The organism is Thalassotalea sp. SU-HH00458 (assembly GCF_040362795.1).
In the GTDB taxonomy this organism is placed as follows: Bacteria; Pseudomonadota; Gammaproteobacteria; order Enterobacterales; family Alteromonadaceae; genus Thalassotalea_H; species Thalassotalea_H castellviae.
In genome coordinates this window covers 100,983-127,629 of sequence record NZ_BAABWW010000003.1, presented here as the reverse complement: position 1 = coordinate 127,629, position 26,647 = coordinate 100,983, and the positions used below count along the sequence as shown (strand labels likewise).

Sequence of the window (26,647 nt, the reverse complement as noted above, 5' to 3'; positions counted from 1 at the left end):
AATTATTGAAGCGTGTTATCCAAAAAGGAAAACGGCATGGCGTTAGTAGACGGTTTACCCTCAGTGATACTATCTAATGTAGTACAGTTAATTCAAAAGAAAGTACCTTCTGAAACGGCTCCATTAGTTGAGCAATTTTCAAATTTACTTTACAAAAATATTTCCACGTTAGACTTAGCCCATCGTAACGACAGCGATATGTACGGTGCGACTTTAAGTTTATGGAACTCTCTTAATGATCATCAAGACAGCACTCCGATCATTAAAGTGTTCAACCCTCAAGTGTCAAAGCATGGCTGGAAATCAAGCCATACCATCATTGAAGTTATCATTCGTGATATGCCATTTTTAGTTGACTCAATTCGTATTGCCTTGAGTCGATTAGGTGTCACTCCTCATTTGATGCTCAATAGTCCGATTAAGTTAATCAGAGACAAAGATCATAATATTACTCAGTTATCTGCTGCTTCTGATAAAAAAATGAAATCTACTTCAATAGAAACGGTTTTCTTTATTGAGATAGATAGACAGTCTGAACAAGAAGTATTAGATAATATTGCCAGTGAACTTCATTCTGTTGTCAGTGATATTGATATTACGGTGAATGACTGGCAAAGCATGCAAAATCGCTTAAGTGAAGTGATAAGCGAAACCAAAAAAGCGAAAGTGCCTTGTAGCAAAAAAGAACAAACAGATAGCTTAGAGTTTTTAGAATGGTTACTTGATAATAACTTTACCTTATTAGGTTACCGTTCTTATGATGTTCAAACCTTAAGTGGTGATATGGCATTATCGGCCAATGTGGATTCAAGTCTTGGCTTGATGAAGCGTTCAAGCGGTACAAAAGAGCGTTTACTGTCTAAGTTAAGTGAATCTGCCCGTGAATTAGCCTTGGGCAATAATTTACTGATTTTAACCAAAACCAATTCACGTTCACGTGTACATCGTCCAGCGCATCTCGATTATATCGGTATTAAGCGTTTCGATAACAAAGGTAATGTTACTGGTGAAGAAAGGTTTGTTGGTCTATTTGGCTCAGCCTATTATACCAATAGCGCGTTAGATTTACCGTTAATAAAATCTAAAGTTGTAAGTGTATGCCAAGCTTCCGGTTTTGCTGCAGGTACACATGCTTATAAGACGTTAATCAATATTCTTGAAACGTATCCGCGCGATGAAATTTTACAATCTGATACAGAAGAATTATTAAATAACGTGTTAGGCATTTATCAAATGCAAGAACGCGATTACTCTGGATTGTTTATTCGACGAGATGCGTTCAATCGATTTTATTCTTGTATGGTTTATGTACCAAGAGAGCGATACAACACCGCCTTACGCATAAAAACTCAAGCATTATTGAAAGAAGCGTTTGGGAGTGATCAAGAAGTTGAGTTTACGACCTATTTTTCAGAATCAGCGCAAGCAAGAACACATTATATTGTTCGTGTTAAAACAACTAAAGCAGATATTAACGTGAAAGAAATTGAAAAGAATTTAAACGAAGCCGCGCGAAGCTGGGATGATAAATTAGCCGAATCATTAAATTCGCATAAAGGTGAAGCCCAAGGTAAAGAGTTAAGCCGTAAATACGTGAGTTTCCCACAAGCGTATAAAGATGAAGTATTGCCAGGCTCAGCGATCGTAGATATTGAAAAATTAGAATCAATTTCAAATAACAACGAACTCGAAATGCTTTTTTATCAACCACAAGAAGAAAAAGCAGATAGTCGTTTTGTTAAGTTAAAATTATTTCATAAAGGTGAGCCATTACACTTATCTGACGTATTACCTATGTTAGAAAATTTTGGTTTACGTGTCATTGGTGAAAGTCCACATTTAGTCCGTACCTTAGATGGTGAAATGTGTTGGATTTTAGATTTTTCTATGTTGCTTACCGGTAACGGGAAATTTAACTTAGAAAAAGTGCAAAATTTATTTCAAGATGCATTCGCTAAAGTGTGGGCGGGTAAACTTGAAGATGACGGATTTAACCGTTTAATACTGGGTGCTGAGTTAGCCGGTCGAGAAGTATCAATATTACGTGCATTTGCAAAATACGAGCGTCAAATTGGTGGTACTTTTAGTCAAAACTATATCGAAGATACTTTTGCCCGCTATCCTAATATTGCAGAGCTGTTAATTAATTTATTTAATTTACGTTTTGATCCTCATGCAAAAACCAGTGAAAAAGCGATCAATAAAGTTTTAGCTGAAATTGAAAGCTCATTAGATAATGTTGCCAATTTAGATGATGATAGAATTATTCGTCGATTTGTCGAAATGATCAATGCGACTATTCGAACCAACTATTTCCAACCGCATCCACAAACGGGCGAAAAATCTTATATTTCATTTAAAATTACACCTTCGTTAATAACTGATGTTCCTCAACCAATCCCCGCATTTGAGATTTTTGTCTATTCTCCACAAGTTGAAGGGGTTCATTTACGTGGCGGAAAAGTTGCACGTGGTGGTTTACGTTGGTCTGATAGACGAGAAGATTTCCGTACAGAAGTCCTTGGTTTAGTGAAGGCACAACAAGTTAAAAATACGGTGATCGTGCCTGTAGGTGCCAAAGGTGGTTTTGTTTGTAAACAATTGCCTGAAGGTGATAGAAACGAGATATTTGAGGCCGGTAAAGAGTGTTATCGAACCTTTATTCGAGGTTTGTTAGATATCACAGATAATATCGTCGCGGGTGAAATCGTGCCTCCTGAAAATGTTGTTCGTTTAGATGAAGATGATCCGTATTTAGTTGTTGCAGCAGATAAAGGTACAGCAACCTTTTCAGATATCGCGAATGGTATCTCAGACGAATATAACTTTTGGATGGGAGATGCCTTTGCTTCTGGTGGTAGTGTAGGTTATGACCATAAAGGCATGGGTATTACTGCAAAAGGTGCGTGGGAATCGGTGAAACGTCATTTCCGTGAGATGGATATTGACTGTCAAACAACTGATTTTACCTGTATTGGTATAGGAGATATGGCTGGCGATGTTTTTGGTAATGGCATGCTGTTATCTAAACATATCCGTTTACAGGCTGCTTTTAACCATTTACATATTTTTATTGATCCAACTCCTGATGCAGCAAGCTCATATGTTGAGCGTGAAAGGTTATTTAATTTACCTGGTTGTAGCTGGGAAGATTATGATCAAAGCTTGATTTCTGAAGGTGGAGCTTTATTTAAACGCTCGGCTAAATCACTGAAATTAACGCCTCAAATCAAGAAAATGTTAGGTACGCAAAAGCAATCTATGTCACCTAATGAGCTGATCCAAGCCATTTTGATGATGAAAGTTGATTTGCTATGGAATGGTGGTATCGGAACTTACGTTAAATCAAGTAAAGAAAGTCATCTTGAAGTGGGTGATCGAGCCAATGATTCATTACGTATTAATGGCTCACAACTGCAAGCTAAAATTGTGGGTGAAGGTGGCAACCTTGGTTTAACCCAGCTTGGGAGAATTGAATACGCGATTAAAGGCGGTCGGATCAATACTGACGCGGTAGATAATGCTGGTGGTGTAGATTGCTCAGATAACGAAGTTAATATTAAAATTTTATTAAATGGCTTAGTACAAAGTGGCGACTTAACGGTCAAACAACGAAATAAAATACTCTACGATATGACTGACGAAGTGTCAGAAATCGTGTTAGATGATTGTTACCGTCAAACGCATTCACTTTCTATTACTAACCAACGCGGTGTTAATCAGTTAAAAGAGCAAACTCGCTTTATTCACGATTTAGAACGCAGTGGCAAGCTAGACAGAGCATTAGAGTTTATTCCTAATGACGAAGAGTTAGCGGATCGATTAGCACAAGGTAAAGGGCTAACTCGTCCTGAGTTATCCGTGTTACTTGCTTATAGCAAAATGGTACTTAAAGAAGATTTAGTCTGTCCTGAAATTACGGATAACCCTTATCACGATAGATTATTAATTGAAGCATTTCCTAAGCAATTACAAAATAAATACAGTGCAGAAATGCAAGACCATCCACTTCGTGCTGAAATTATTGCTACGCAACTTGCCAATAATATCGGTAATGATATGGGCTTTAATTTTGTTAATCGAATGAATGAAGAAACGGGGGCACCCGTTGCGGAAATTGCTAATTGCTATGCAATGGCTAGTGCGATTTTTGAAATGTCTCAAGTCTGGAAATCTATCAGTGACTTAGATAACAAGATTTCCACTATGGTACAAACTGAAATGTTATTTCAGTTAAGAAGGACGGTACGACGTGCCACTCGCTGGTTCTTGCGTCATAGAGATAAATCATTAGATATTGAACAATCTATAAAGTACTACAGTTCAACATTTAAAGTGCTCGCAGATAACCTTCATAAATTTATGATTGAAAAAGAAGTTGAACAATTAAAACGTGTTGAAACTGATTTAACCAATGCCGGCGCGCCTAAGAAAGTGGCTAAACGTATCTCTCAACTGAGCACCTTATTCTCAGTCATGGATATCGCCGAATTAACTGAGCACGATGGCCGCTCTGTTGAGTTAGTGGCTGATGTTTACTTTAAGCTTGGAGCTCGATTGAACTTACACTGGTTCTTAGATCAAATTACCAAACAACCTGTTTCTAATCATTGGCAAGCACTTGCTAGAGCATCCTTTAGAGAAGAGTTAGATTGGCAGCAACGTTCAATCACCGCAGTTATTCTTCGTACAGATTTAAAAGGCAAAAATGTGGAAGCCATGTTAGATGATTGGATTGAGTCTAACCAACAACCGTTAGAACGTTGGAATCATATATTGGATGATTTCAGAGTAGGGCAAACACATGAGTTTGCTAAGTTTTCAGTGGCACTTAGAGAATTGATGTTATTAAGTTTAAACTGTGATCCGAGCAAATAAATGATAGAATCCCCGCACTTGCGGGGATTTTTTTAATTTATAATTTAGAGGTGATATGTTGTATTCTGCTATTCGTAAAGTTTTTTTCAAGTTTGACCCAGAAACCATTCATGAATTAACCATTAAAAGTCTGAAGTCAACCGGTGGTACACCTTTAAACTTTCCTTATAAACAAACGGTTGTAGATAAGCCAAAACAAGTGATGGGTATTCATTTTCCTAACCCTTGCGGCTTAGCGGCTGGCTTAGATAAAAATGGTGAATGTATTCGCGCATTTGATGATATGGGCTTTGGTTTTGTTGAAGTAGGCACAGTTACGCCACGGCCACAACCGGGAAACGACAAACCAAGAATATTTCGATTACCTGAAGCTGATGCTGTCATTAATCGTATGGGCTTTAATAATAAAGGTGTCGATTATCTTGTTAACCAAGTTCGTAAAGCTAAATTTAAAGGCATACTAGGCATTAATATTGGCAAAAATAAAGACACTCCCGATGAGAATGCTAAAGATGATTACATTTACTGTATGCGCAAGGTATATAACTTTGCGAGTTATATTACCGTCAATATCTCTTCGCCAAACACGCCAGGACTTCGTTCTTTACAATATGGTGAAGCATTGAATGAATTATTGTCCGCGTTGAAAGAAGAACAAACGGCATTAGCGAAACAGTATGACAAGTATGTGCCCATTGCTGTTAAGATTGCTCCTGATTTAACTGAGCCTGAAATTTTATCAATTGCCGAATGTTTGATAGAAAATGATATTGATGGCGTGATTGCAACTAATACGACTTTATCCCGTGAAGGCGTTGAGGAATTAGAACATGGCAACGAACAGGGCGGTTTAAGTGGACAACCGGTTAAAGATAAAAGCACGCAAGTGATTAAGTTTTTAGCGCAAGCACTTGATAATAAATTACCCATTATCGGTGTTGGTGGTATTGCTAGTGGGCAAGATGCACAAGAAAAAGTAGCTGCAGGTGCCGCGTTAGTTCAAATATATACTGGATTTATATATCAAGGCCCTGAACTTATTAAAGATATCGTGAGAGCATTATAATTTCTCTGTCAAATAACGAATTAATCAGTCAAAACGAAAGATTTTGGCTATATTATTAAAAAGTAAGGAATAAGTTGTATGAACCCGATTATTGAAACATTGAAAGAATTGAATATCAGCGATGAAAAAATTGCCGAAGTCTTTCAAGCGTTAACCGAAAACCCCATTACAGCGATGGGAACGATACAATCGTTAGGTATTCCAACCGATAAATTACAAGGGTTAATGATGATGCTCATGACAAACCCTGATTTGATCAAAGAAGCGGTTGATGAGCTAGGCTTAGATTTTTCAAAAGTGGAGCAGGCGAAAGAGAAATTAAAAGCAAGCCAAAGCTAAATCATTATCGAGATGTTTATTAATAAGCAAGTTAAGGCAACTCCTCTTTGTTAGCTTGCTTATTCTTCTCTAAATGTTGACTTTTTTTCTGTGGGTCAACTTTTTCATCATCAAATAAAATACTGAACCCTTGTTTTTCTAGATCTTCAAATTGATCCGTTTTCACCGCCCAAAAAAACAAATATATGCCGATTGCCGTTAATAAAATAGCAATAGGGATCAAGACATAAATAATACTCATGAATTGTTAATCCTTTATTGTTAATAAGCGTAATGAGTTGCTTATCACTAGAATCGAGCTTAATGACATACCAATAACAGCCATATAGGGTGTGATATGTCCTGAAACGGCAAGTGGTAATACAATCGCATTATAACCAAACGCCCAACCATAGTTTTGCCAAATTATCCGCTTGGTTTTATTAGCAATTGTTTTTAGCGTATAAACGGATGATAAATTATTGTTAAGTAAAATGACATCGGCGCCACTTTTAGCTATATCTGTGCCACTTCCCATTGCAATTGAAACATGAGCAGCCCCAAACACAGGTGTATCGTTAATACCATCTCCCACCATAGCAACAGTATGACTTTGTTGTAATTGCTTAATTTTATCCATTTTCTCAGTGGCCGTTAATTGACTATAAATGCTATCGAGTTGAACGATAGATTGTGTCTTTTCACAACCAGCTTGATGATCACCCGATAACATACATGTGTTGATGTTCGCTTGGCGTAATTGCTTTATCAATGGTGGAGCTTGTTTTCTAACCTTGTCTTTTAAGTAAAATGCCGCGGCTAATTTACCATTAATAGCAAGTAAGCATTGTGCATCGTTATATTGCTGACAAATTTGTTTTTCACTTTCTTGGATGTGCTCAGTTGAATGCAGGAACCATGTTGGTTTTCCTATTGAGATATTCAAGCCATTAACGGTACCAACGACTCCTATACCGGCTAATATTTCGATATTGTTAGCGATATAAGAATAATCTCTATAAGGACTAAAAGCTTTGGCTATAGGATGCTCTGATTGTGCTTCGAGAACGGCAGCATACGCTAAAAGCGAGTCTTTTGAATAAGTTTCATCAATAATAATATGCTTATTAATGACAAAATCACCTGAGGTAAGAGTGCCTGTTTTATCAAAAGCTATCAGGTCAATCGCCGGAATAGTTTCCATAACGTGAGACGATTTGATCATGATCCCAGAACGGTTCAAGCGAGTCGTTGCACAGGTAAGAGCCGTAGGTGTTGCTAATGAAAGTGCGCAGGGACAAGTTGCGACTAGTACCGAAAGTGTGATCCAGAAAGCTTCTTCCGGTAAATGTTGCTGCCAATACCATGCGGTTGCTATCGCTGTTAGTAAAATTACGGCGACAAAGTATTGCGCGATTTTATCTGAAAGTTTAGCTAATTTAGGTTTATGTGCTTGAGAGGCCTCACTAATGCGTATTAGTTGACTGAGAAATGAATGCTGACCTGCTTGGATAACTTCAATAAGCAAGTTACCATCGCCGTTAATGGTACCAGCAAAAACTTTCTCGCCACGTTTTTTGGTGATCGGCTTTTGCTCCCCAGATAACATCGCTTCGTTAATTTGACTTAAACCTGAGGTAATAATGCCATCAGCTGGAATTGTTTCGCCTGGTTTGATGATAACGGTATCGCCGGGTACTAATTTACGCGCAATAATAAACTCTTCTTTTCCATCGTGAATACGTAATGCTGTCATAGGCATTAATTTCAGTAGGTTAGAAGATACTTCTGCTGCTCTATTTCGTGCTCTAAACTCTAAGAACTTGCCGATTAATAGTAAAAAAGTGAACATGGAAACGGACTCAAAATACACTTCGCCACTTTGATTAATGGTTGCCCAAGCACTTGCTGTGAAAGCTAAGATAATAGCAATAGAAACGGGAACATCCATGGATAAGCGTTTAACTTTTAATGCATTAACCGCGCCTTTATAAAAAGGAAAAGCACCATAACTGATAATAGGTAAGGTGAGAAACAGGCTAATATATCGTAAATACACCAAGTTATGTTTAGCCATATCTGAGAATGCACCAAAATATAAACCAACCGCTATCATCATTACTTGCATCATCAAGATACCCGAAATTCCTAACCGTTTGATAAATGCTTTACTGGTTTTTTGATTCGTTTTCTCAACATTACTTGCTTTGAAAGGTTGAGCTTTATAGCCGATGTTATCAATGGCGTTCAATATTTCACTGAGTTTGACTTGGCTGTCTTGCCATTTAATGGTGGCGCGTTGTGTCGTAGCATTCACATTTATGCTGATCAATCCGTTCAGTTTGCTCAACTGCATTTCAATTAACCAAGCACATGCTGCACAGCTTATTCCTTCAATGGTTAAAATTGTTTCTCGATATTCTCCATCATTATAGGCAAACTCATCCTGCAAGCTTTTATCGTCTAATAAAGCCGTTCGTTTTAATTGCTCGGGTACTAAGTTATCACTCTTCGTTGCTGGCTCTGTACGAAAGCGATAATAATCCGTCAGGGCATTATCAACAATAGTACGGGCAACGGCTTGACAGCCAATACAACACATAGGTTGTTCAATACCGTCGATATTTACAAACAGTGAAATACCTTTCGGGATAGTTTCATCACAGTGAAAACAATTTATGGACATGTTTTTCGTTAATTAGCTTCGAATGGCTTAGGTAAAATATCAATAAAATTTGCTTGAGGAAGTGAAATAGTATTTTGAATTTTCCAGTGGTTCTCAAATGGACTGATGGTGATCCGCCACTTACCTGAGATGTCTTTTTCAATAATTTGCCTAAAAACACCAGAAGCGTCAGCTGTCATAGCAAAATAGAAATCTTTTTCTTGTTGAGTGGGGTGATAAAAATTGACATTAAGTAAGGGGAATTCTTTATCGATACCGGTAGGTTTGATCACTAATTCTTGATTATCAAATTTCAACGCAAATGCCATTCCTAACTTTTGGGCATGTTTAATTTTCGTTAACTCTAAATTGATTGCTTTACCTTTTTTGTAGTAATCACCGACGACTAAGGTATCAGGATCTGTGTTTGCAATAATTAATGTCGCAATACCGGCAACAACAGCTGATAAAGGAAGAAAAAAAACTAACCAAGCCCAAGGCTCTTTGTACCACGACGTTTTCATGTATTTACTTATTACCAATTAAAGAGAGGATATTATACTAACTTTGTTCTAGCGTGACCAATAAAAAAGCCTTAGTGAATTCACTAAGGCTCTCTGTTCTTAAAAGAAAGAGTTAATTCTGTGAGAGGCTATAAATATAAGCACTGATCACATGCACTTTTTGCTCTCCTAAAATATCTTTCCATGCTGGCATAACACCTGAACGACCATGACGAATTGATTGTTCAATAACGCGCGGTGAACCGCCATATAACCAAATATTATCTGTTAAATTTGGTGCACCAAGCGGTAAGCCCATCGCTGTACTGCCTGTACCGTCGACGCCATGACAACCCGCACACATCGCGAACTTTTCTTGTCCAGCCTTAGCAGAGTCCGGATCAACTTCTCGACCACTCAAACTCATTACGTAAGCTGCAACATCTTTAACGCCTTGGGCACCACCGAGCATAGTTTCCCAACCGATCATCCCTTGAGCTTTGCGGCCATGCATAATACTTGCTTTAATAGCATCAGGTGAGCCACCATATAGCCAATCATTATCGGCAAGGTTAGGAAAGCCGGTTGTTCCATGTGCATCAGAACCATGACATTGTGAACAGTTTTGTAAAAACAAACGTTGTCCCACTTTCAATGCTTCTTCATCGGTTGCTAACTCTTGAATATCGCGAGCAGCAAACGCTTCGAAAATAGGCCCGAATTTAGCATCTGCAGCTTTAACTTCCATATCATACTGAACGATTAAGTTATTTTCTTTGGCGTATTCAGCTTTAGCTCTCGACTCTTCAAGGTTTAATATCCCTTGGTTTGAACTTGTCCAACCAAATAGTCCTTGCCAGTTACCTAAACCAGGGTATACAAGTAAGTAACCGAACCCCCAAATGATGGTGACTAAAAAGAATGTGCTCCACCATTTTGGTAATGGATTGTTTAATTCTTCTATACCGTCGAAGTTATGTCCTGTTGACTCACCTTCTTCCACATCAGCAAAATTCTTTAAACACATCCGCAATAATAAGTAACAACCTATTAAAGTACCGAGTGAAAGAACGGTTATCCAAATACTCCAGAAGCTAGACATTGTTATTTTCCTGCTTGTTAGTTTCTTCTTTGTGATCTTCTTCAAAAATCGAGTTGGCCGCTTTATCAAACGAAGATTTACGTTTTTTGCTGTACGACCAGACCACAATGATGATAAAAAGTGCCAAAATGATTACTGTAATTACGCCTCTAAGCGTGCCGTAATCCATATTATTTCAACGCGTGACCAAGTGACTGTAAATAAGCAATCAACGCTTCCATCTCAGTTTTTCCATTGACATCAGACTGCGCCTTGGCAATATCTTTTGCCGAATATAATGGAATAGCTTTACCTTGTTCGTCTTTATGGGTTTTATTCCGCGTTAAAAAATTAAACGTTTCTAATTTCTTAGCCGTTAATTTCCCATCAAGTTTATTTTCGTCTAACCACTTAAATGAAGGCATATTTGATTCAGGCACAACAGAACGAGGGTCGATAAGATGTGCTCTATGCCAGTCATCACTGTAACGACCGCCTACACGAGCTAAATCAGGCCCTGTTCTTTTAGAACCCCATAAAAATGGATGTTCCCATACCGTTTCACCCGCAACAGAATAGTGACCATAGCGCTCTGTTTCTGCACGAAATGGACGGATCATTTGGCTATGACAAACATTACAACCTTCACGAATATATATGTCACGTCCTTCCATTTCTAACGCGGTATATGGGCGCAAATTATCAACCGGTGTGGTTGTCGCTTTTTGGAAAAATAATGGGGTAATTTCTACTAAACCACCAACACTGATCGCTAAAATAGTGAATATAAAAAATAAGCCTACATTTTTTTCGACTTTTTCATGTTTATTGGTCATGTTTCGTCTCCTTAGGCTACTTCTAAAGGCTTAAGACTATTGTCTTTCGCTTGAATTGTTTTAAACATGTTGTAGGCCATTAAAACAAAGCCAGCAACAACAAATACACCACCTACGAAGCGGATAAAGTAGAATGGATATGAAGCCGTTAAACTTTCAACAAAAGAATAAGTCAATGTGCCATCGGTATTGACCGCGCGCCACATTAACCCTTGCATAACGCCTGAAATCCACATAGCGACGATATAAAGTACAACACCGGTAGTATGTAACCAGAAATGAGTATTGATCAAACGAATACTGTACATACGACCTTGGTTAAAGAGAACTGGAATTAAATGGTACATCGCACCAATTGAAACCATAGCAACCCAACCTAAAGCACCCGAATGTACATGGCCGATAGTCCAGTCAGTGTAGTGTGACAGGGCATTTACAGATTTTATTGCCATCATTGGCCCTTCAAAAGTAGACATGCCATAGAAGGATAATGAAACGATTAAAAAGCGAAGAATAGGGTCGTGACGAAGCTTATGCCATGCACCTGACAACGTCATAATACCGTTGATCATACCACCCCAAGATGGAAGGAATAATACAATAGACATTACCATACCAACTGATTGAGCCCAATCTGGTAACGCTGTGTAATGAAGGTGATGAGGTCCAGCCCATATATATAATGAAACTAATGCCCAAAAATGCACAATAGATAAACGATACGAATAAACAGGGCGCTCGGCTTGTTTAGGAACAAAGTAGTACATCATCCCCAAGAAACCAGCTGTTAATAAGAATCCAACGGCATTATGGCCATACCACCATTGCATCATGGCATCGATAGCACCTGAATATATTGAATAAGACTTCATCATAGAAACAGGGATGACCATACTGTTACCAATATGTAATACTGCAACCGTTAATATGAAGCCACCAAAAAACCAGTTTGCCACATAAATATGGGAAGTCTTACGATTTAGTAGGGTGCCGAAAAATACAATGGCATAACTCACCCATACGACGGCAATTAAAATATCAATTGGCCATTCTAATTCAGCATATTCTTTACTACTGGTATAACCTAAAGGCAAAGTGATAATGGCCAATAAAATGACTGCCTGCCATCCCCAGAAGGTGAATGACGCAAGCTTGCCACCAAACAACGTTGTTTTACAAGTACGCTGTACAACATAATATGAGGTAGCAAATAAGGCACTTGTACCAAAAGCAAAAATTACTGCGTTAGTATGAAGTGGGCGAAGTCGGGAGTAGGTTAACCATGGTGTTTCAAAATTTAATGCTGGCCAAATTAATTGAGCGGCAATAAGGACACCGACAAGCGTACCAACGAATCCCCAAATAACTGTCATGACGGTAAATTGTTTTACTACATCAAAGTTATATGACGGCTGATCAAGCGTTGTTGTCATTTTTATTGTTCCGTTAACAAAGTTAGTTTTACTATATGTTGAAAAATAAGTAATGAAAGATTTCAGCTTATATATTTCTCAATAGTTTTCGTGAGTATGATATAAATCACATTTTTTGAGCGTAACGTATTATATCACGTGTAATTTTACCTTTTGGAGTTGATTTAGATCAATGAAAAAATATGATTTAAATCAATAAAAAGGATTTACCTTTGATTAAATTTTATGATAAATACACGATCGTTTAATTATTGAACTAAAAACAAAATAATTATAAAAAACTGTAGACTAGATATTAGTGTTAAGCTAGATGAAAGTTTAATTTTGATATGTAAAAATACCATTAGCTGTATTTACGAATGTTTAAATACAAACTTTTATCACTTGGTGTTTTCATATGTCTAAATCCACGCAAGGATTATTTTTCGTTTTAATCTTCCTTTTAATGGGCTGTTTTCCTAAAAAACAGTCGGTAAATTATATTGCTCCCCAATGTTTATCAAGCCAAAGTCAATGTCACGTTTATATTGAGCAAACTAGGTTTGATGTGTTATTCAATGTTGCAAGGGTCACTCCGGAACAAACATTTAATATAATTGTTAAAGCTAAATTACTTGAAGATAAATTTCTCGTTAACGGTTTTTTAGAAGGAAAAGAAATGTATATGGGGAAAATCCCGTTATTTTTTGAAAAAGATGGTCAAGGGAATTTTGTCGCATCGACCATGTTAGGTAGCTGTGCCGAAAAAGAAATGATTTGGCGTATGTGGCTAACCATTTCAGAGCAAGATAATCCTGATAAAGCGCAACAAGTATTTATCGACTTTACCAGTTATCGAGCTTAGTTGTTTTGTTTTACTCGTTTGATTTAACGCCTTGAAATTTACGTGGCGTGATATTTTAAAATATTAAACGAATTCATTTCAGTGAACAGTTCACACTTAACTTAAAACTAACCATATTGCCACTGCGATCATTAAACTTCCTGAGATTTTATTGAGTATTTTAACATTATCTTCTTGTATTAATATTCGAGCGATAGACCTACCTCCAGTTGCATATATCATCATGCAAATAAATTCTGATACAATAATTATTGCAACTAAAACAGTTAGTTGTAATGGTAACGCGTAATTGTTGTTAATAAATGGCGGTAGTAATGAAACCATAAATGCCCATCCTTTAGGGTTGGCAATTGCCGTGATAAAGCCTTGATTGAATAAATGTTTCTTATTCACCGGTAAGGTATTTGTTACGGGTTCTGCTAAAGCAAGTTTTCCTTTTGAACGCCACATATTAAAGCCAATATAAAATAAATATAGGGCTCCAATAATTTTGAGACAGTGAAATACTACCGGTACCTTTAGCATCATTGAGGAAATACCCACAACCGAGGCAATTGCGACAGATGCCACACCTAATAACTCGCCCCACATCATCCACATTGTTTTTTTTACGCCGATAGACATACCTAACGTCATTGCTAACGTCATGCACATTCCGGGGGTAATACTAACGAGAAAAAAGGTAGGAATAAAAAGTGAAATTAATGCAATATCGATCAAGGTAAATGCCTAAGGTGTTTTTAAGGCGAAGATAATAATCGAAATTTGCCGTCAGTAACAACATAAATGTTATTTAACTTGCCTATACAGCAACCTGTCTAAACGGATTAGAATTGCAGTGTAAATCTTTGTAAATAAACTTGTTGTATAACTGAGCTAAAATTAATCTTTGAACCCTATATAAAGATCGACTTTGTATTAACTAAATTTGATGGTGAACATGAAAACCGGCAATACCAACAAACAAAAACTCAATTTACCCACTGTATTTACACTTTGCAGTGTTAGTTTATTTTTAGTGTCTTGTACTTCAACATCTGGGAGAACTGACGCTAGTAGCGATATTGTTTATCCACAACACTGGCAATCGATTAAGTCAGGAGAAAATGAAAATAAACAAAGTAGTGCTAATTGGATATCCACGTTTAACGATCCGCAATTAGTTGCTCTTGTTCAGCAAGCCATTAAACAAAATCGGACACTTAAAACTCAAAAAATCACCATGGAATTGGCGGAACAAAAAGCCTTGGCTAGCGGCGCAAGTCGATTACCTGAACTGACATTAAACCAAGGGAATTCAAGGCGTAAAACAGTTTCTAGTGATGATGTACAGTATACAAATAGTGCCGATGTAGAGCTTGAATTAAGTCTAGAAGTCGATCTGTGGGGAAAGTTATCCGATCAACAAAATCAAGCTACATTGAATTTTGCCGCGGCTAAAAGTACTTATGAACATCAAAAAAACAGCTTAGTTGCAGCGGTGGCTAGTGCTTGGTTTGATGTGATATCAGCCCAAGAGTTATTAAACTTGTATCAAGAAAGAGCAAAAAACTTAGCGAATAATTTAGACATGATCCAAGCTTCGTATCGTTTAGGTCTTAACGAAGCATTAGATGTATATTTAACTCAAAATGATGTTAGTCAGGAAGCGGCGCGTGTTGCACAACAGCAGCAAGTATTATCTGCAGCTAAACGCCAACTTGAACTGTTGATTGGAGAGTATCCTGATGGTGATTTAATAAGTAATGTGGAGTTACCTGTATTAAATCAAGAGATATTTTTAGGCGCACCTGCGCAGCTCTTAACACAAAGACATGACATATTAACGTCTTGGTATCAATTACTTGCCTTAGATGCAGGGTTAGCGGTTGCCCATAAGCAACGTTTCCCTAAAATTTCACTATTTGCCAGTACCGGTGATAGCTCTGATGAACTACAAAACTTACTTGATGGAGGCTCTCTCGCATGGTCGTTGATTGGTAACCTGACGTTACCTTTGTTTGATGGTGGCCGACTTGCCTCTCTTGAAGAACAAGCAAGACTTGCGGTACAACAACAAGAGCAATATTACTTAAATGATCTTTATCAAGCCTTTGCTGATGTTGAAAATTATATTGCAAATAGCAAGGCATTGAAGGAACGTTATCAACATTTAACGTTAGCAGGGCAAAATGCTTTAACAGCAGAGAAACTTTCTTTTGATCAATATATGCGTGGTTTAGTGAGTTACACGACAGTATTAGAGTCACAAAGAAGGGCGTTTGACGCTCAAAATTCATTAATTCAATTAACAAATCAAATGCTTCAAAATCGTATCTCTTTGTTTGTTTCGCTTGGTGGCTCACCTTTATCATCTTCAAAGGATGACAGCGCACAAACTACTTCTACACTCGTTAACAATCAGCAGGTTAATTAATCAATTATGTCTATCCAAACTCTTATGTCTAAAAATAAAAAGCTTGTTCCTGTTGTTATTATTGTTGTTTTTATTTTATTAGCAAAAGTGATAACCAGTAATCCGCCGACTGCAAAACGAGGTAAACCGAGTGCAGCACCACAAATTAGTGTTGATGTGAAAACACTAAAGAAAGAATCTTATCCGGTTGTTATTGAAAGTTATGGAACGATTAGGCCAAGAACGCAAAGTATCCTACTTCCACAAGTGTCGGGGCAAATTATAAGCATTGGCAAAAACTTTCAAGCGGGTGAATTTTTCGAAAAAGGTGATGTGTTAATAGAACTTGATGATCGAGACCTTTTGTCAGAAGTTAAAATATCACAAGCAAATTTGTATAGTGCTAAACAAGCGTTAAGTGAAGAAGAAGCACGTGTTGAGCAAGCGAAACAAGATTGGTTAAGACTCGGTAATAGTGATACTGCACCCGATTTAGTCTTAAGAAAACCACAATTACTTGCTGCACAAGCTAAAGTATTATCAGCGCAAGCGAGCCTTGAAAAAGCTGAGCTTGCAGTAGAACGCAGTAAAATTGTTGCTCCTTATACAGGAAGAGTCTTATCTAAAAATGTTGATTTAGGTCAGGTAATTTCGCCAAGCACTCAGTTAGCTGAAATTTACGCGGTTGACTATGTTGAAATACGTTTGCCATTAAAAAATAAAGACTTACGTTATATGGTTCTGCCTGAAAATCAACGCTTTAAAAAAGCAACTCCAGATGAACAACCAGCCGTTACTATATATTCTGATCTTACTCAGCGTGATACTTGGTTTGGTAAAGTAGTTCGTACAGAAGGGGCTTTTGATCAAAACTCACAACAGTTATTTGTTGTTGCGCAAATTGATGACCCTTATGGTGATAATAATATGCAAAGCTTACCACTTAAAATTGGTCAGTATGTCAGTGCTAAAATTAAAGGTCGCGTTCTTGATGATGTTATCACAGTAGCAAACAAAGCGATTTATCAAGGAAGCTATGTGTATATTGTTAATGACGGTGTGCTTGAACGAAAAGAAATTGAAATTGAATGGCAAAATGAAGATGTCGCCATTATTAAAAGTGGCCTTAACGTTAATGAATTATTAGTCATGACGCCGCTTGGACAAGTTACTTCAGGAACTCCGGTAGCGATTTCAAGTTTTGATGGTCAAAAACAAACCGTCAAGAAAAAAGCAAAGCCGGGCAGAAATGGCCAAGAAAAGAAGCATCCTTCCAGAAAGCCCAATGATAAAGAAAAAGGAGCAAAATCATGATCGCTTGGTTCGCTCGTAATCACGTTGCCGCTAATTTATTAATGATAACGATTTTGTTAATGGGATTATTTTCATTGAAAGGTAATATTCCATTAGAAGTCTTCCCCTCATTTGAATCAGATATTGTAAGTGTACAAGTGAGTTTGCGTGGTGCAACACCTGAAGATACTGAACAAGGTGTCGCGATTCGTATTGAAGAAGCAGTGCAAGACCTAGAAGGAATTGAAAAAATCAGTAGTACCTCGGTTGAAGGATCTGCATCGGTTAGCATTGAAGCGGATTCGGGATATGACGTTCGAGAGCTGTTATCTGATGTGAAAAGTCGTGTAGATGCGATTAATACTTTTCCTGCCGATGCTGAAAAGCCGATTATTGCGATTAGGCAACGGATACGTGATGTTATGGCTGTTACTGTTTCGTCAATTTATGGTGAAAAAGAAATACGTGAATTTGCTGAACAAGTACGTGATGATTTATTAAGTTTACCGCAAGTTACGCAAGTCAGTTTAGATGCAGTTAGAAACTATGAAATTAATATTGAGGTTAGCCAAGAAAAACTGCAGCAATATCAATTAACTTTATCGGATATTTCTGATGCCGTACAAGCAAGTTCTATCGATATGTCTGCCGGTAACGTACGTACTGAAGGTGGTGACATTTTAGTACGAAGTAAAGGCCAAGCATATCGACGTGATGAATTTGAAAAAATAGTGATAAAAACTCACGTAGACGGAACTTTTTTACATTTAAGCGATGTTGCCATCGTCAATGATGGTTTTGAAGAAGAACCACTACGTGCTCGTTTTAACGGTGAACAAGGCGCGTTAATTGAAGTATTTAGGATTGGTAATCAAAGTGCAATTGAAGTTACGGATGCGGTTAAACAATATATTAATGACCGACAAGACACCTTACCTAAAGGCTTTAAATTAGGTTATTGGGATGATGACTCAGAAATTGTCAAAAGCCGTTTAAATACTTTAATAACCAACGCCTTGCAAGGTGGGTTTCTGGTTTTATTATTATTAACCTTATTTTTAAGGCCTTCTATCGCTTTTTGGGTATTCATTGGTATTCCTATAAGCTTTATGGGAGCCTTTGTTATGATGCCTGTTTTCGATATTTCTATTAATATCATGAGCTTGTTTGGTTTTATTTTAGTGCTGGGGATTGTCGTTGATGATGCCATTGTCACCGGGGAGAATATTTATCGGCATACTCAAACGGCTAAAACAAGTTTACAAGCGGCTATTGAGGGAACAAAAGAAGTTGCTGCGCCCGTTACTTTCGGTATTTTAACCACAGTGGCGGCATTTTTACCTTTAGCTTTTATCGAAGGGCGAAGAGGCGCGATGTTTGCGCAAATCCCAGTCATCGTAATCCCTGTATTATTATTTTCATTAATCGAGTCTAAGTTTGTTTTACCGTCGCATTTAAAACATCTAAAACTGCGTAGTGATAAAACAAAAGTTTCTAAATTTAGTGCTTGGCAACAACGCTTTGCCGATGGTTTTGAAAATGCGATTTTAAAATATTATCAACCTATTCTAGCGCTTGCGACGAAAAACCGCTTAACAACCGTCTCGTTATTTGCCGGAATATTTATATTAATTTTTGCCTTTATCTCGAGTGGTTGGACGAAGTTTGTCTTCTTTCCCCGAATTGCTAGTGAAACGGCTCGTGCTAATTTAACCATGCCGGTAGGCACAAGTTATGATGTAGTTGATAGTTATGTGGAAAAAATGTCAAATGCGGCAAAAACATTGCAAGACAAATATCGTGATGAACAAGGAAACAGCGTTATCTTAAATACCTTGGCTATTACTCGCAATGAAACCGGCCGAGTTCGTTTTGAAATATTGCCCGCAGACCAAAATGAAACGGGGGTTGATATTCGACAATTAGTGGCTGAATGGCGAGAATTGATTGGTGATTTACCCGGAGCAGAAAGCTTAACTTTTAGAGCTGAAATAGGTCGCGCAGGTGATCCTATTGATATTCAACTTTCAGCGACCAATTTAGCGACATTAAAAGAAGTGGCTGAGCAAGTGAAAACACGTTTGACTCAATACCCAACGGTATTTGAAATATCTGACAGTTTATCAAATGGTAAAGAAGAATTAACGATTGAATTAACCGAGCAAGGACATGCCATGGGGATGTCGAGCTCTTTTGTCACTAGACAAGTGAGAAATGCATTTTTTGGCTCTCAAATTCAACGTATTCAACGCGGTCGAGATGATGTTCGAGTGATGCTTAAGTTTCCATTAAGTGAGCGAAAATCAATTGCTAATTTAAGTAATATGTTAATTCGTACTCCTCAAGGCGGCAAGGTGCCTTTGTCCCATGTCGCGACGTTAAAACCAGGCAAAAGTCCCTCAGCGATTAATCGCATTGATCGTTATCGAACGGTGAATGTAACCGCTGATATTGATAAACAAAACACGAATATGACAGTGCTCAACGCTGAATTACAACCTTACTTAGAAGAACTGACGAGTAAATATCCAGGTGTGAGCTTTACTTTAGAAGGGGAAGCAAGAGAGCAGCGAGAATCGTTTGGTAGTATGGCGACAGGTCTAATATTTATCTTTTTTATTATTTATTGTTTATTAGCGATCCCGTTTAAATCTTATATTCAACCGATTATTGTTATGTCGGTGATCCCATTCGGTGCAATAGGCGCAGTTGTTGGTCATTGGATTATGGGGATGGATTTAACCATTATGAGTATGCTAGGCATGATGGCACTGATTGGTGTTGTGGTAAACGATAGTCTTGTATTGGTTGATTTTATTAACAAGAGACGACTCGAAGGCGCTGAATTAATGGAGTCGGTGTTGGTGGCTGGGCGTTCACGGTTTAGGCCGGTTATGTTGACCTCATTAACAACCTTTATTGGTTTGATGCCATTATTATTTGAAAAAGCAACCCAAGCACAATTTTTGATCCCCATGGCGGTTTCATTAGGCTTTGGTATTATTTTCGCGACATTTATTACCTTAGTCCTTGTGCCGGTTAATTATTTATTGGTAGAAGATGCGAAAGAGTTTGTTAGACTTACTAAATCAAAATTTCAGACAGCATCATAGAGTTTAATATGAATAAAAATACCATTGCAGAAGAAACCATTTTTTCTAAAATTATCAGACAAGAGATACCAACACCGCTATTGTATCAAGATGATTTAGTGACGGCTTTTCGAGATATTTCTCCTCAAGCTAAAAGTCATATATTGATCATTCCCAATAAATTGATCCCAACGGTGAATGATGTTGAAGAACAAGATGAATTAGCCCTTGGTCGCTTATTTACTGTTGCTAAAAAGCTCGCTAAAGAAGAAGGGATTGCAGAAGATGGATATCGATTGATCATGAATTGTAACCAACATGGTGGACAAGAGGTTTATCATATTCATCTGCATTTAGTAGGCGGAGAACCTTTAGGGAAAATGCTAAATAAATAAGGTTTTTAATAGCCTTTCACGACGCTAAATCAATCTGTTAAGAGAAATACTAACTTTTACACCTTTGTAAACATTTAAATGAGACAAAGTGTGTAAAAGTTACGTTTAATTGTCGTGCAGTTCCCCGTAAGGTCATTCATAATTTACCATAAAGTAACGAAAAAGGTTGTGCTGAGTGAAGTGGGCAAAATTTATTGAAGACAAAAATAAATTATTCTGGTTTGTACATAGTGCAGGCTGGTTTGGTTTTGCTTTAGTATATTACCTAAGCTCTTTACTTCACGATTTACGCGATATTTTTGTCGTTATCATCTTTCTTAATGCTTACGCCGGTTGGTTGTTCAGTATACCTCTGCGTTATGTCTACCGTTATGTTTGGAATTATAGCCCATTAAAAATTGCCGCTAGTGTGATTGTGACCTCTGCGGTCACAGGGGTATTATGGCAAGTGGTTCAAAATATTAATTTTTGGGAAATCTATAAACACGGATATCGGCCTGAGCATATTATTTATTACACACGTAATGGTTTGTTTTCTTTCTCAATTATGTTGAGTTGGAGTGTTTTATACTTTGGAACTAAGTATTATCAAATGCTACAAAAAGAACGACAAAACGTATTACAAGCCAATACGGTCGCTCATCAAGCGCAATTGAAAATGTTACGTTACCAACTGAATCCTCATTTTCTTTTTAATACTCTCAATGCGATTTCTACACTAATTTTAGTGAAAGAAAATACCACCGCTAATGCCATGGTTACTAAATTGAGTGAGTTTCTGCGCTATTCCCTTGATAAAGATCCGATGAAAAAAGTGACATTAGAGAGTGAACTTCAAGCGTTAAAACTCTATTTAGATATTGAAAAAGTGCGTTTTGAAGAGCGTTTGCAAGTAAACTTTCATGTCGCAAAAGATTGCCAACAAGCATTAGTGCCTAGCATGATTTTACAGCCACTGGCTGAAAACTCTATTAAATATGCAATTGCCGTTCAAGAACAAGGTGGTGCAATTACGGTAAATGTTTCTAAGTTTGGTCGAGATTTATTAATTGAACTTACCGATAATGGTCCTGGTGCGGAAATTAAAAATGGCAATTTATTTCGTGAGCATGGTGTTGGTTTAGCGAATAGCCGAGAAAGGTTACAAGCATTGTATGGTAATGAATTTTCATTAGTTGTTTCCAATAATGAGCCTAACGGTGTTAAAGTTAACATCAGGATGCCTTATGAAACTGGAACTATAGAATGAGTAAAATCTTATCCACCATTATTGTCGATGATGAAGCTCTTGCCAGAAAAGGCTTAGCGATAAGGTTGCAAGAACATAAAGATATAAAGATTATTACAGAATGTAGTAATGGCCGTGAAGCGATAGAAGCCGTACGAGCATATCAACCTGATCTGATGTTTTTAGATATTCAGATGCCGGGTTTAGACGGTTTTGAAGTCGTAAAAGAAATCGCGGATCAAGGTCTTGAATTACCTATGGTTGTCTTCGTTACCGCATTTGATCAATATGCACTTAAAGCGTTTGATGTTCATGCTCATGATTATCTACTCAAACCTGCTGATGAAACCCGCCTTGCACAAGCACTTGATAAAATAAGAGAAAAGTTAATTGGTGAAGAAAATGCTCAGCATAAAGAGCAATTAGTACGTCTGGTGAGTGATGTCACTGGAAACGATTGTGCTGATATTCTTAACGACTTAGCGCAAAATAAACCTGTTTCAATTTCACATTATTCTGATGTTTTAGCAATTAAAGATGCTGGTGAAGTAAGCAGGGTGCCCGTAAAAGATATTTTATGGATTGATGCTGCTGGTGATTATATGTGTGTTCACACCAAAGAAAATACCCACATACTCCGTAAAACTATGAAGCAATTAGAAGAAAGTTTAGATCCGAAACAATTTATTCGTAGCCATCGTTCCACCATAGTAAATAAACATTTCATTAATAAATTTTGTAGTCAGTTAAATGGCGAATATTATTTAGTGATGAATAACGGCAAAGAACTAAAAGTCAGCAGAAGTTATAAAGACAAAGTTAAATTAGCAGTTACGCAATAACTACTTATTGAAGACTATAACAAGTTAATAAGCATCTGTTTGTTTTGATAACGCTAAAATGTTCTCTTGGGCATCGATAAGCAATGGGCTGACGGTTTTATTATGTTCAACGGCTTGGGTTAATGGGATCAAACAAATCGCATTATTTTGTTCTCCCACCATGATATTACTTTTTCCTTGTGAAATTGCCTGAATAGCTGAAACCCCCATTTTTGTCGCTAATATTCTATCTTTTGCCACGGGTGAGCCACCGCGTTGAATGTAGCCTAACGTACACAAAGTACAATCTATTCCTGTCATGCTTGTTAATTTTTTCGCCAACGCCTCACTGCCATTTGGCCATAGGTTTTCAGCAATCACAATTAAAAAACTGCTATGCTTTGCTTGTTTGGCGGTTTGAATTTGCGTTGAAATTTGCTCTAAGGTCTCTTGTTCTTGCTGAATATTAAAATTTTCAAAAGACAGGACTTTTTCTGCAGCACAAGACACTCCAACATTGAATGTTATCTGGCCACTTTGTCTTCCCATCAGCTCTACTAAAAACACTCGTTCAAATGCGTCTGCAGTATCCCGTATTTTATCAATGGCGGAAAGGGCGGTATCGACGGCTGTTGAAAAGCCTATGGTAAAATCAGTGCCGTCGATATCGTTATCTATGGTACCTGGTATCCCAATGACTTGACCTTGCCATTGTTCATGAATGGCTAACAAACCATTAAAAGAGCCATCGCCACCAATAACAATTAGCGCATCAATTTTATTTTTCAATAACACATTGACTGCTTGACTAACGCCCGTTTTACTTCGCATTTCTTTACAGCGAGCACTTTTTAAAAGAGTCCCACCTCGATGGATAACACCTTCAACGTCACTAATTGCTAATGGTTTAAGTTCATTATTGATCAAACCATTATAGCCATGATAAAAACCAAAAATTTTATATTGATATCGATGTCCAGCTAAGACTATTGCTCGTATTGCCGCATTCATTCCAGGTGCATCACCACCACTGGTTAAAATAGCTATATTTTTAGTCATGTTTTTTGGTGTTTTTTAGCTTGTGCCTAGATAAAATCTAACATTGAAATACTGCTTTGGGAATATAAGAAATATGAATAGTAGTGAAAAAACACATGGAATTGAGCAAGATCAAAAAAGGTAACTACTTGATTTCATCAAACAGTTACCTTTTAAATTTCTTTCAAAATTTATTTATGAAAGATTTTCTTTTTTGACGTTAAGAATTTTTAAAGTGTTCGTTGCACCAACTGTTTCCATCAGATCACCGTGAGTAAATATTACTTTATCTCCTACAGCTAAATCTGATTTATCAATAACAGCTTTTAAAACGTCTCTGGCTAAATCGTCATTACTGCTTTCCGTTGAGTCAAATTCAACCGGATAAACACCACGGTAAATAGCCGTCTTGTTTAATGTTTTATTGTGACGTGAAAGTGAATAAATCGGTAAACCTGAGGTAATTCGTGACATTAATTTACTGGTATGCCCTGATTCAGTTAAAGCAATAATCGCTTTCACACCGTCTAAATGGTTTGCTGCATACATGGCTGAAAGTGAAATGGTTTCAGAAATTTCAGTAAAAGTTATGTCCATACGATGACCTGAAGTATTCACAGAGCGATGAGTTTCAGCGCCTAGACAAACTTCAGACATGGCTTTGACTGTTTCAACAGGGTATTTACCTGCAGCCGTTTCAGCACTCAACATCACAGCATCAGTACCATCAAGTACAGCGTTTGCCACATCCATCACTTCAGCACGTGTTGGCATTGGTTGCTCAATCATGGTTTCCATCATTTGGGTGGCAGTAATAACGACACGATTTAATTTACGACTTCGAGCAATAATGTGCTTTTGTTTGCCAACAAGCGCAGCATCGCCTATTTCAACACCTAAATCACCACGCGCTACCATAACAACGTCAGACGCTAAAATAATGTCATCTAACACTTTGTCATCGTTTACGGCTTCAGCACGTTCTATTTTAGAAACAAGTTGTGCTTCGCAGCCAGCTTCTTGTGCTAACAAACGCGCTTCACGCATATCTGCAGCATCACGTGGGAAAGAAACCGCTAGAAAATCAACATTGATTTTAGCTGCTGTTTTAATATCTTCTTTATCTTTATCCGTTAAAGCTGGGGCGGTTAATCCACCACCTTGTCGGTTTATGCCTTTATTGTTTGATAAAGGACCTCCAACAGTCACTTCAGTGAAAACAGATGGGCCAACTGTTTTTAATACCTTTAGCTGCACACGTCCATCATCAAGTAATAAAATATCGCCTTGTGAAACATCTTCAGGTAATTTTTTATAGTCTATACCCACTTTTTCCTGGCAACCTTCGCCTTTTGGCAGTGTGGCATCTAACTCAAATTTATCACCGATGGCAAGTTTGATCGGACCATTTTTGAACGTGGAAACACGGATTTTAGGACCTTGTAAATCTCCTAAAATACCTACATATATACCAAGTTCATTGGCAACTTCGCGTACTGTTTTAGCTCGTTGAATATGATCTTCAGCAGTACCGTGTGAAAAATTTAAGCGAACAACGTTAACACCGGCAGCGAGCACATTTTTTAACGTTTCTCTATCTTCTGTTGCAGGACCTAAAGTCGCAACAATTTTCGTTCTTCTAGGCATTTTAATCCTTAGTCTAAAAACTAATTAATAATAAGTTATGGTTCTTTTCTTTCAAAACGAGAGCTTCTTAAGCTATCTTTTACTTTCTTCAAATTGTCTCTAAATTTAGTACCGCGGCGTAAGGTGAAACCTGTTGCTAAAATATCAATAAGTGCTAATTGAGCAATTCGAGACGACATTGGCATATATAAGTCAGTGTCTTCAGCAACATCGACAGATAAGACAATGTTACATTCTTTAGCTAGTGGTGTACCTTCTGTTGTGATACCGATGACGGTAGCATCATTTTCTTTAGCTAAACTAGCAACTTCAACTAAAGACTTTGTTCTTCCTGTGTGGGAGATAACAACAACAACATCTCCTTGTTGACTATTAATAGCACTCATTCGTTGCATTAATATGTCATCAAAATAAACAACAGGAACATTAAAACGAAAAAACTTATTTAAGGCATCATGCGCCACTACGGCGGAAGCACCTAAACCAAAGAAGGAGATTTTGTTGGCTTGAGTTAGTAGGTCAACGGAACGATTTATCGTGTTGGTATCTAAACTTTTGCGGGCTAATTCAAGACTCGCCATGGTCGATTCAAAAATTTTAGCGGTATATTCATCGGCGCTGTCATTTTCATCAACGTGTCTGTTTACATAAGGAGTACCATTTGCCAAACTTTGGGCTAAATGTAATTTAAAATCTGGATAGCCTTTAGTGTCTAATCTTCGACAAAAACGGTTAACAGTAGGTTCACTGATGTTCGCTTGTTTAGCTAAAGCAGCAATGCTTGCATGAATAACTGTGTTAGGGGATGACATAATCACTTCAGCAACTTTACGTTCTGATTTACTGAATGTGTCTAATTCATTCGCTATTTTTTCTAAAATATTCATCATTACCACCATAGTTATTTTTATTAAGTGTAATTAATTTTCTCAATATAAAACAGAAAAAATGAAAATTTCTTTCATTTTTCTTAATAATATAAAACATAATGGCAATTTTGTGCAAATGTTTAATAATGTATAGCATGAAATTTTAGTTAATATTGCCGTTAAAACATCGGGAAATATCATTTTGTAGTAAAGTTACAAAAAGTTCTTTACTGAACTGCCAACAA

At 37.4% G+C, this 26,647-nt stretch carries 21 protein-coding genes; 10 read left to right on the top strand and 11 right to left on the bottom strand.

Annotated elements, in window-relative coordinates; genetic code table 11:
* The first annotated feature begins 36 nt into the window (after positions 1-36).
* The 3 genes from ABXH06_RS05825 to ABXH06_RS05815 all read left to right on the top strand — a co-directional run bounded on the left by ABXH06_RS05825 (position 37) and on the right by ABXH06_RS05815 (position 6,283).
* Positions 37-4,878, top strand: coding sequence for an NAD-glutamate dehydrogenase (locus ABXH06_RS05825; RefSeq protein ID WP_353517585.1), 4,842 nt, complete (start codon positions 37-39; stop codon positions 4,876-4,878).
* Between the two features lie 55 nt (positions 4,879-4,933).
* Entirely contained in the window at positions 4,934-5,944 is a 1,011-nt protein-coding gene (gene pyrD / locus ABXH06_RS05820; protein WP_353517584.1) for a quinone-dependent dihydroorotate dehydrogenase, read from the top strand.
* 78 nt (positions 5,945-6,022) lie between these two features.
* Positions 6,023-6,283 carry a DUF2999 family protein gene (locus tag ABXH06_RS05815; RefSeq protein ID WP_311575739.1) on the top strand — a complete coding sequence of 87 codons (261 nt, stop codon included), beginning with the start codon at positions 6,023-6,025 and terminating at the stop codon, positions 6,281-6,283.
* Between the two features lie 31 nt (positions 6,284-6,314).
* Here the strand turns inward: ABXH06_RS05815 and ccoS are convergent, their stop codons facing one another.
* The 7 genes from ccoS to ccoN all read right to left on the bottom strand — a co-directional run bounded on the left by ccoS (position 6,315) and on the right by ccoN (position 12,780).
* Positions 6,315-6,524: a cbb3-type cytochrome oxidase assembly protein CcoS gene (gene ccoS, locus ABXH06_RS05810; protein ID WP_311575735.1), complete on the bottom strand. Its 210-nt coding sequence runs from the start codon at positions 6,522-6,524 to the stop codon at positions 6,315-6,317.
* Positions 6,525-6,530: 6 nt separating this feature from the next.
* Positions 6,531-8,948, bottom strand: a complete 2,418-nt coding sequence (locus tag ABXH06_RS05805; protein ID WP_353517583.1) for a heavy metal translocating P-type ATPase — start codon at positions 8,946-8,948, stop codon at positions 6,531-6,533.
* A gap of 8 nt (positions 8,949-8,956) precedes the next feature.
* Positions 8,957-9,451 carry a FixH family protein gene (locus ABXH06_RS05800; RefSeq protein WP_311575723.1) on the bottom strand — a complete coding sequence of 165 codons (495 nt, stop codon included), beginning with the start codon at positions 9,449-9,451 and terminating at the stop codon, positions 8,957-8,959.
* Between the two features lie 112 nt (positions 9,452-9,563).
* A complete protein-coding gene (gene ccoP, locus ABXH06_RS05795; protein ID WP_353517582.1) occupies positions 9,564-10,532 on the bottom strand; it encodes a cytochrome-c oxidase, cbb3-type subunit III in 969 nt (322 codons plus the stop codon).
* Positions 10,525-10,701 carry a cbb3-type cytochrome oxidase subunit 3 gene (locus ABXH06_RS05790; protein WP_311575713.1) on the bottom strand — a complete coding sequence of 59 codons (177 nt, stop codon included), beginning with the start codon at positions 10,699-10,701 and terminating at the stop codon, positions 10,525-10,527. Before ABXH06_RS05790 ends, ccoP begins: the two co-directional genes overlap by 8 nt.
* 1 nt (position 10,702) lies before the next feature.
* On the bottom strand, positions 10,703-11,347 hold the full coding sequence (ccoO, locus tag ABXH06_RS05785; protein ID WP_311575711.1) for a cytochrome-c oxidase, cbb3-type subunit II: 645 nt from the start codon (positions 11,345-11,347) through the stop codon (positions 10,703-10,705).
* 11 nt (positions 11,348-11,358) lie between these two features.
* Positions 11,359-12,780, bottom strand: coding sequence for a cytochrome-c oxidase, cbb3-type subunit I (gene ccoN / locus ABXH06_RS05780; protein ID WP_311575707.1), 1,422 nt, complete (start codon positions 12,778-12,780; stop codon positions 11,359-11,361).
* Positions 12,781-13,177: 397 nt separating this feature from the next.
* On the opposite strand from ccoN, the gene ABXH06_RS05775 reads away from it, so the two are divergent.
* On the top strand, positions 13,178-13,624 hold the full coding sequence (locus ABXH06_RS05775; protein ID WP_353517581.1) for a hypothetical protein: 447 nt from the start codon (positions 13,178-13,180) through the stop codon (positions 13,622-13,624).
* 96 nt (positions 13,625-13,720) lie between these two features.
* Here the strand turns inward: ABXH06_RS05775 and ABXH06_RS05770 are convergent, their stop codons facing one another.
* A complete protein-coding gene (locus ABXH06_RS05770) occupies positions 13,721-14,344 on the bottom strand; it encodes a LysE family translocator (protein WP_353517580.1) in 624 nt (207 codons plus the stop codon).
* 220 nt (positions 14,345-14,564) lie between these two features.
* Between ABXH06_RS05770 and ABXH06_RS05765 the strand changes: the two genes are divergently transcribed.
* The 6 genes from ABXH06_RS05765 to ABXH06_RS05740 all read left to right on the top strand — a co-directional run bounded on the left by ABXH06_RS05765 (position 14,565) and on the right by ABXH06_RS05740 (position 22,869).
* Positions 14,565-16,040 (top strand): efflux transporter outer membrane subunit, encoded by a 1,476-nt coding sequence (locus tag ABXH06_RS05765; protein WP_353517579.1) that lies wholly within the window; start codon positions 14,565-14,567, stop codon positions 16,038-16,040.
* A gap of 6 nt (positions 16,041-16,046) precedes the next feature.
* On the top strand, positions 16,047-17,333 hold the full coding sequence (locus ABXH06_RS05760; RefSeq protein WP_311575694.1) for an efflux RND transporter periplasmic adaptor subunit: 1,287 nt from the start codon (positions 16,047-16,049) through the stop codon (positions 17,331-17,333).
* The gene (locus ABXH06_RS05755) at positions 17,330-20,425 is read left to right on the top strand and encodes an efflux RND transporter permease subunit (RefSeq protein ID WP_353517578.1); all 3,096 of its coding nucleotides are present in this window, start codon (positions 17,330-17,332) and stop codon (positions 20,423-20,425) included. The genes ABXH06_RS05760 and ABXH06_RS05755 overlap by 4 nt, the downstream gene beginning before the upstream one ends.
* A 23-nt stretch (positions 20,426-20,448) precedes the next feature.
* Entirely contained in the window at positions 20,449-20,799 is a 351-nt protein-coding gene (gene hinT, locus ABXH06_RS05750; RefSeq protein ID WP_353517761.1) for a purine nucleoside phosphoramidase, read from the top strand.
* Positions 20,800-20,974: 175 nt separating this feature from the next.
* The gene (locus tag ABXH06_RS05745) at positions 20,975-22,048 is read left to right on the top strand and encodes a sensor histidine kinase (protein WP_311575688.1); all 1,074 of its coding nucleotides are present in this window, start codon (positions 20,975-20,977) and stop codon (positions 22,046-22,048) included.
* Positions 22,045-22,869, top strand: coding sequence for a LytR/AlgR family response regulator transcription factor (locus ABXH06_RS05740; protein ID WP_311575683.1), 825 nt, complete (start codon positions 22,045-22,047; stop codon positions 22,867-22,869). The genes ABXH06_RS05745 and ABXH06_RS05740 overlap by 4 nt, the downstream gene beginning before the upstream one ends.
* A 24-nt stretch (positions 22,870-22,893) precedes the next feature.
* Here the strand turns inward: ABXH06_RS05740 and ABXH06_RS05735 are convergent, their stop codons facing one another.
* From ABXH06_RS05735 to ABXH06_RS05725, 3 genes are all read right to left on the bottom strand, one after another.
* The gene (locus tag ABXH06_RS05735; protein ID WP_311575679.1) at positions 22,894-23,907 is read right to left on the bottom strand and encodes a 6-phosphofructokinase; all 1,014 of its coding nucleotides are present in this window, start codon (positions 23,905-23,907) and stop codon (positions 22,894-22,896) included.
* 174 nt (positions 23,908-24,081) lie between these two features.
* A complete protein-coding gene (gene pyk, locus ABXH06_RS05730; RefSeq protein WP_311575677.1) occupies positions 24,082-25,533 on the bottom strand; it encodes a pyruvate kinase in 1,452 nt (483 codons plus the stop codon).
* Between the two features lie 35 nt (positions 25,534-25,568).
* A complete protein-coding gene (locus ABXH06_RS05725) occupies positions 25,569-26,420 on the bottom strand; it encodes a MurR/RpiR family transcriptional regulator (RefSeq protein WP_311577381.1) in 852 nt (283 codons plus the stop codon).
* Positions 26,421-26,647 lie beyond the last annotated feature (227 nt).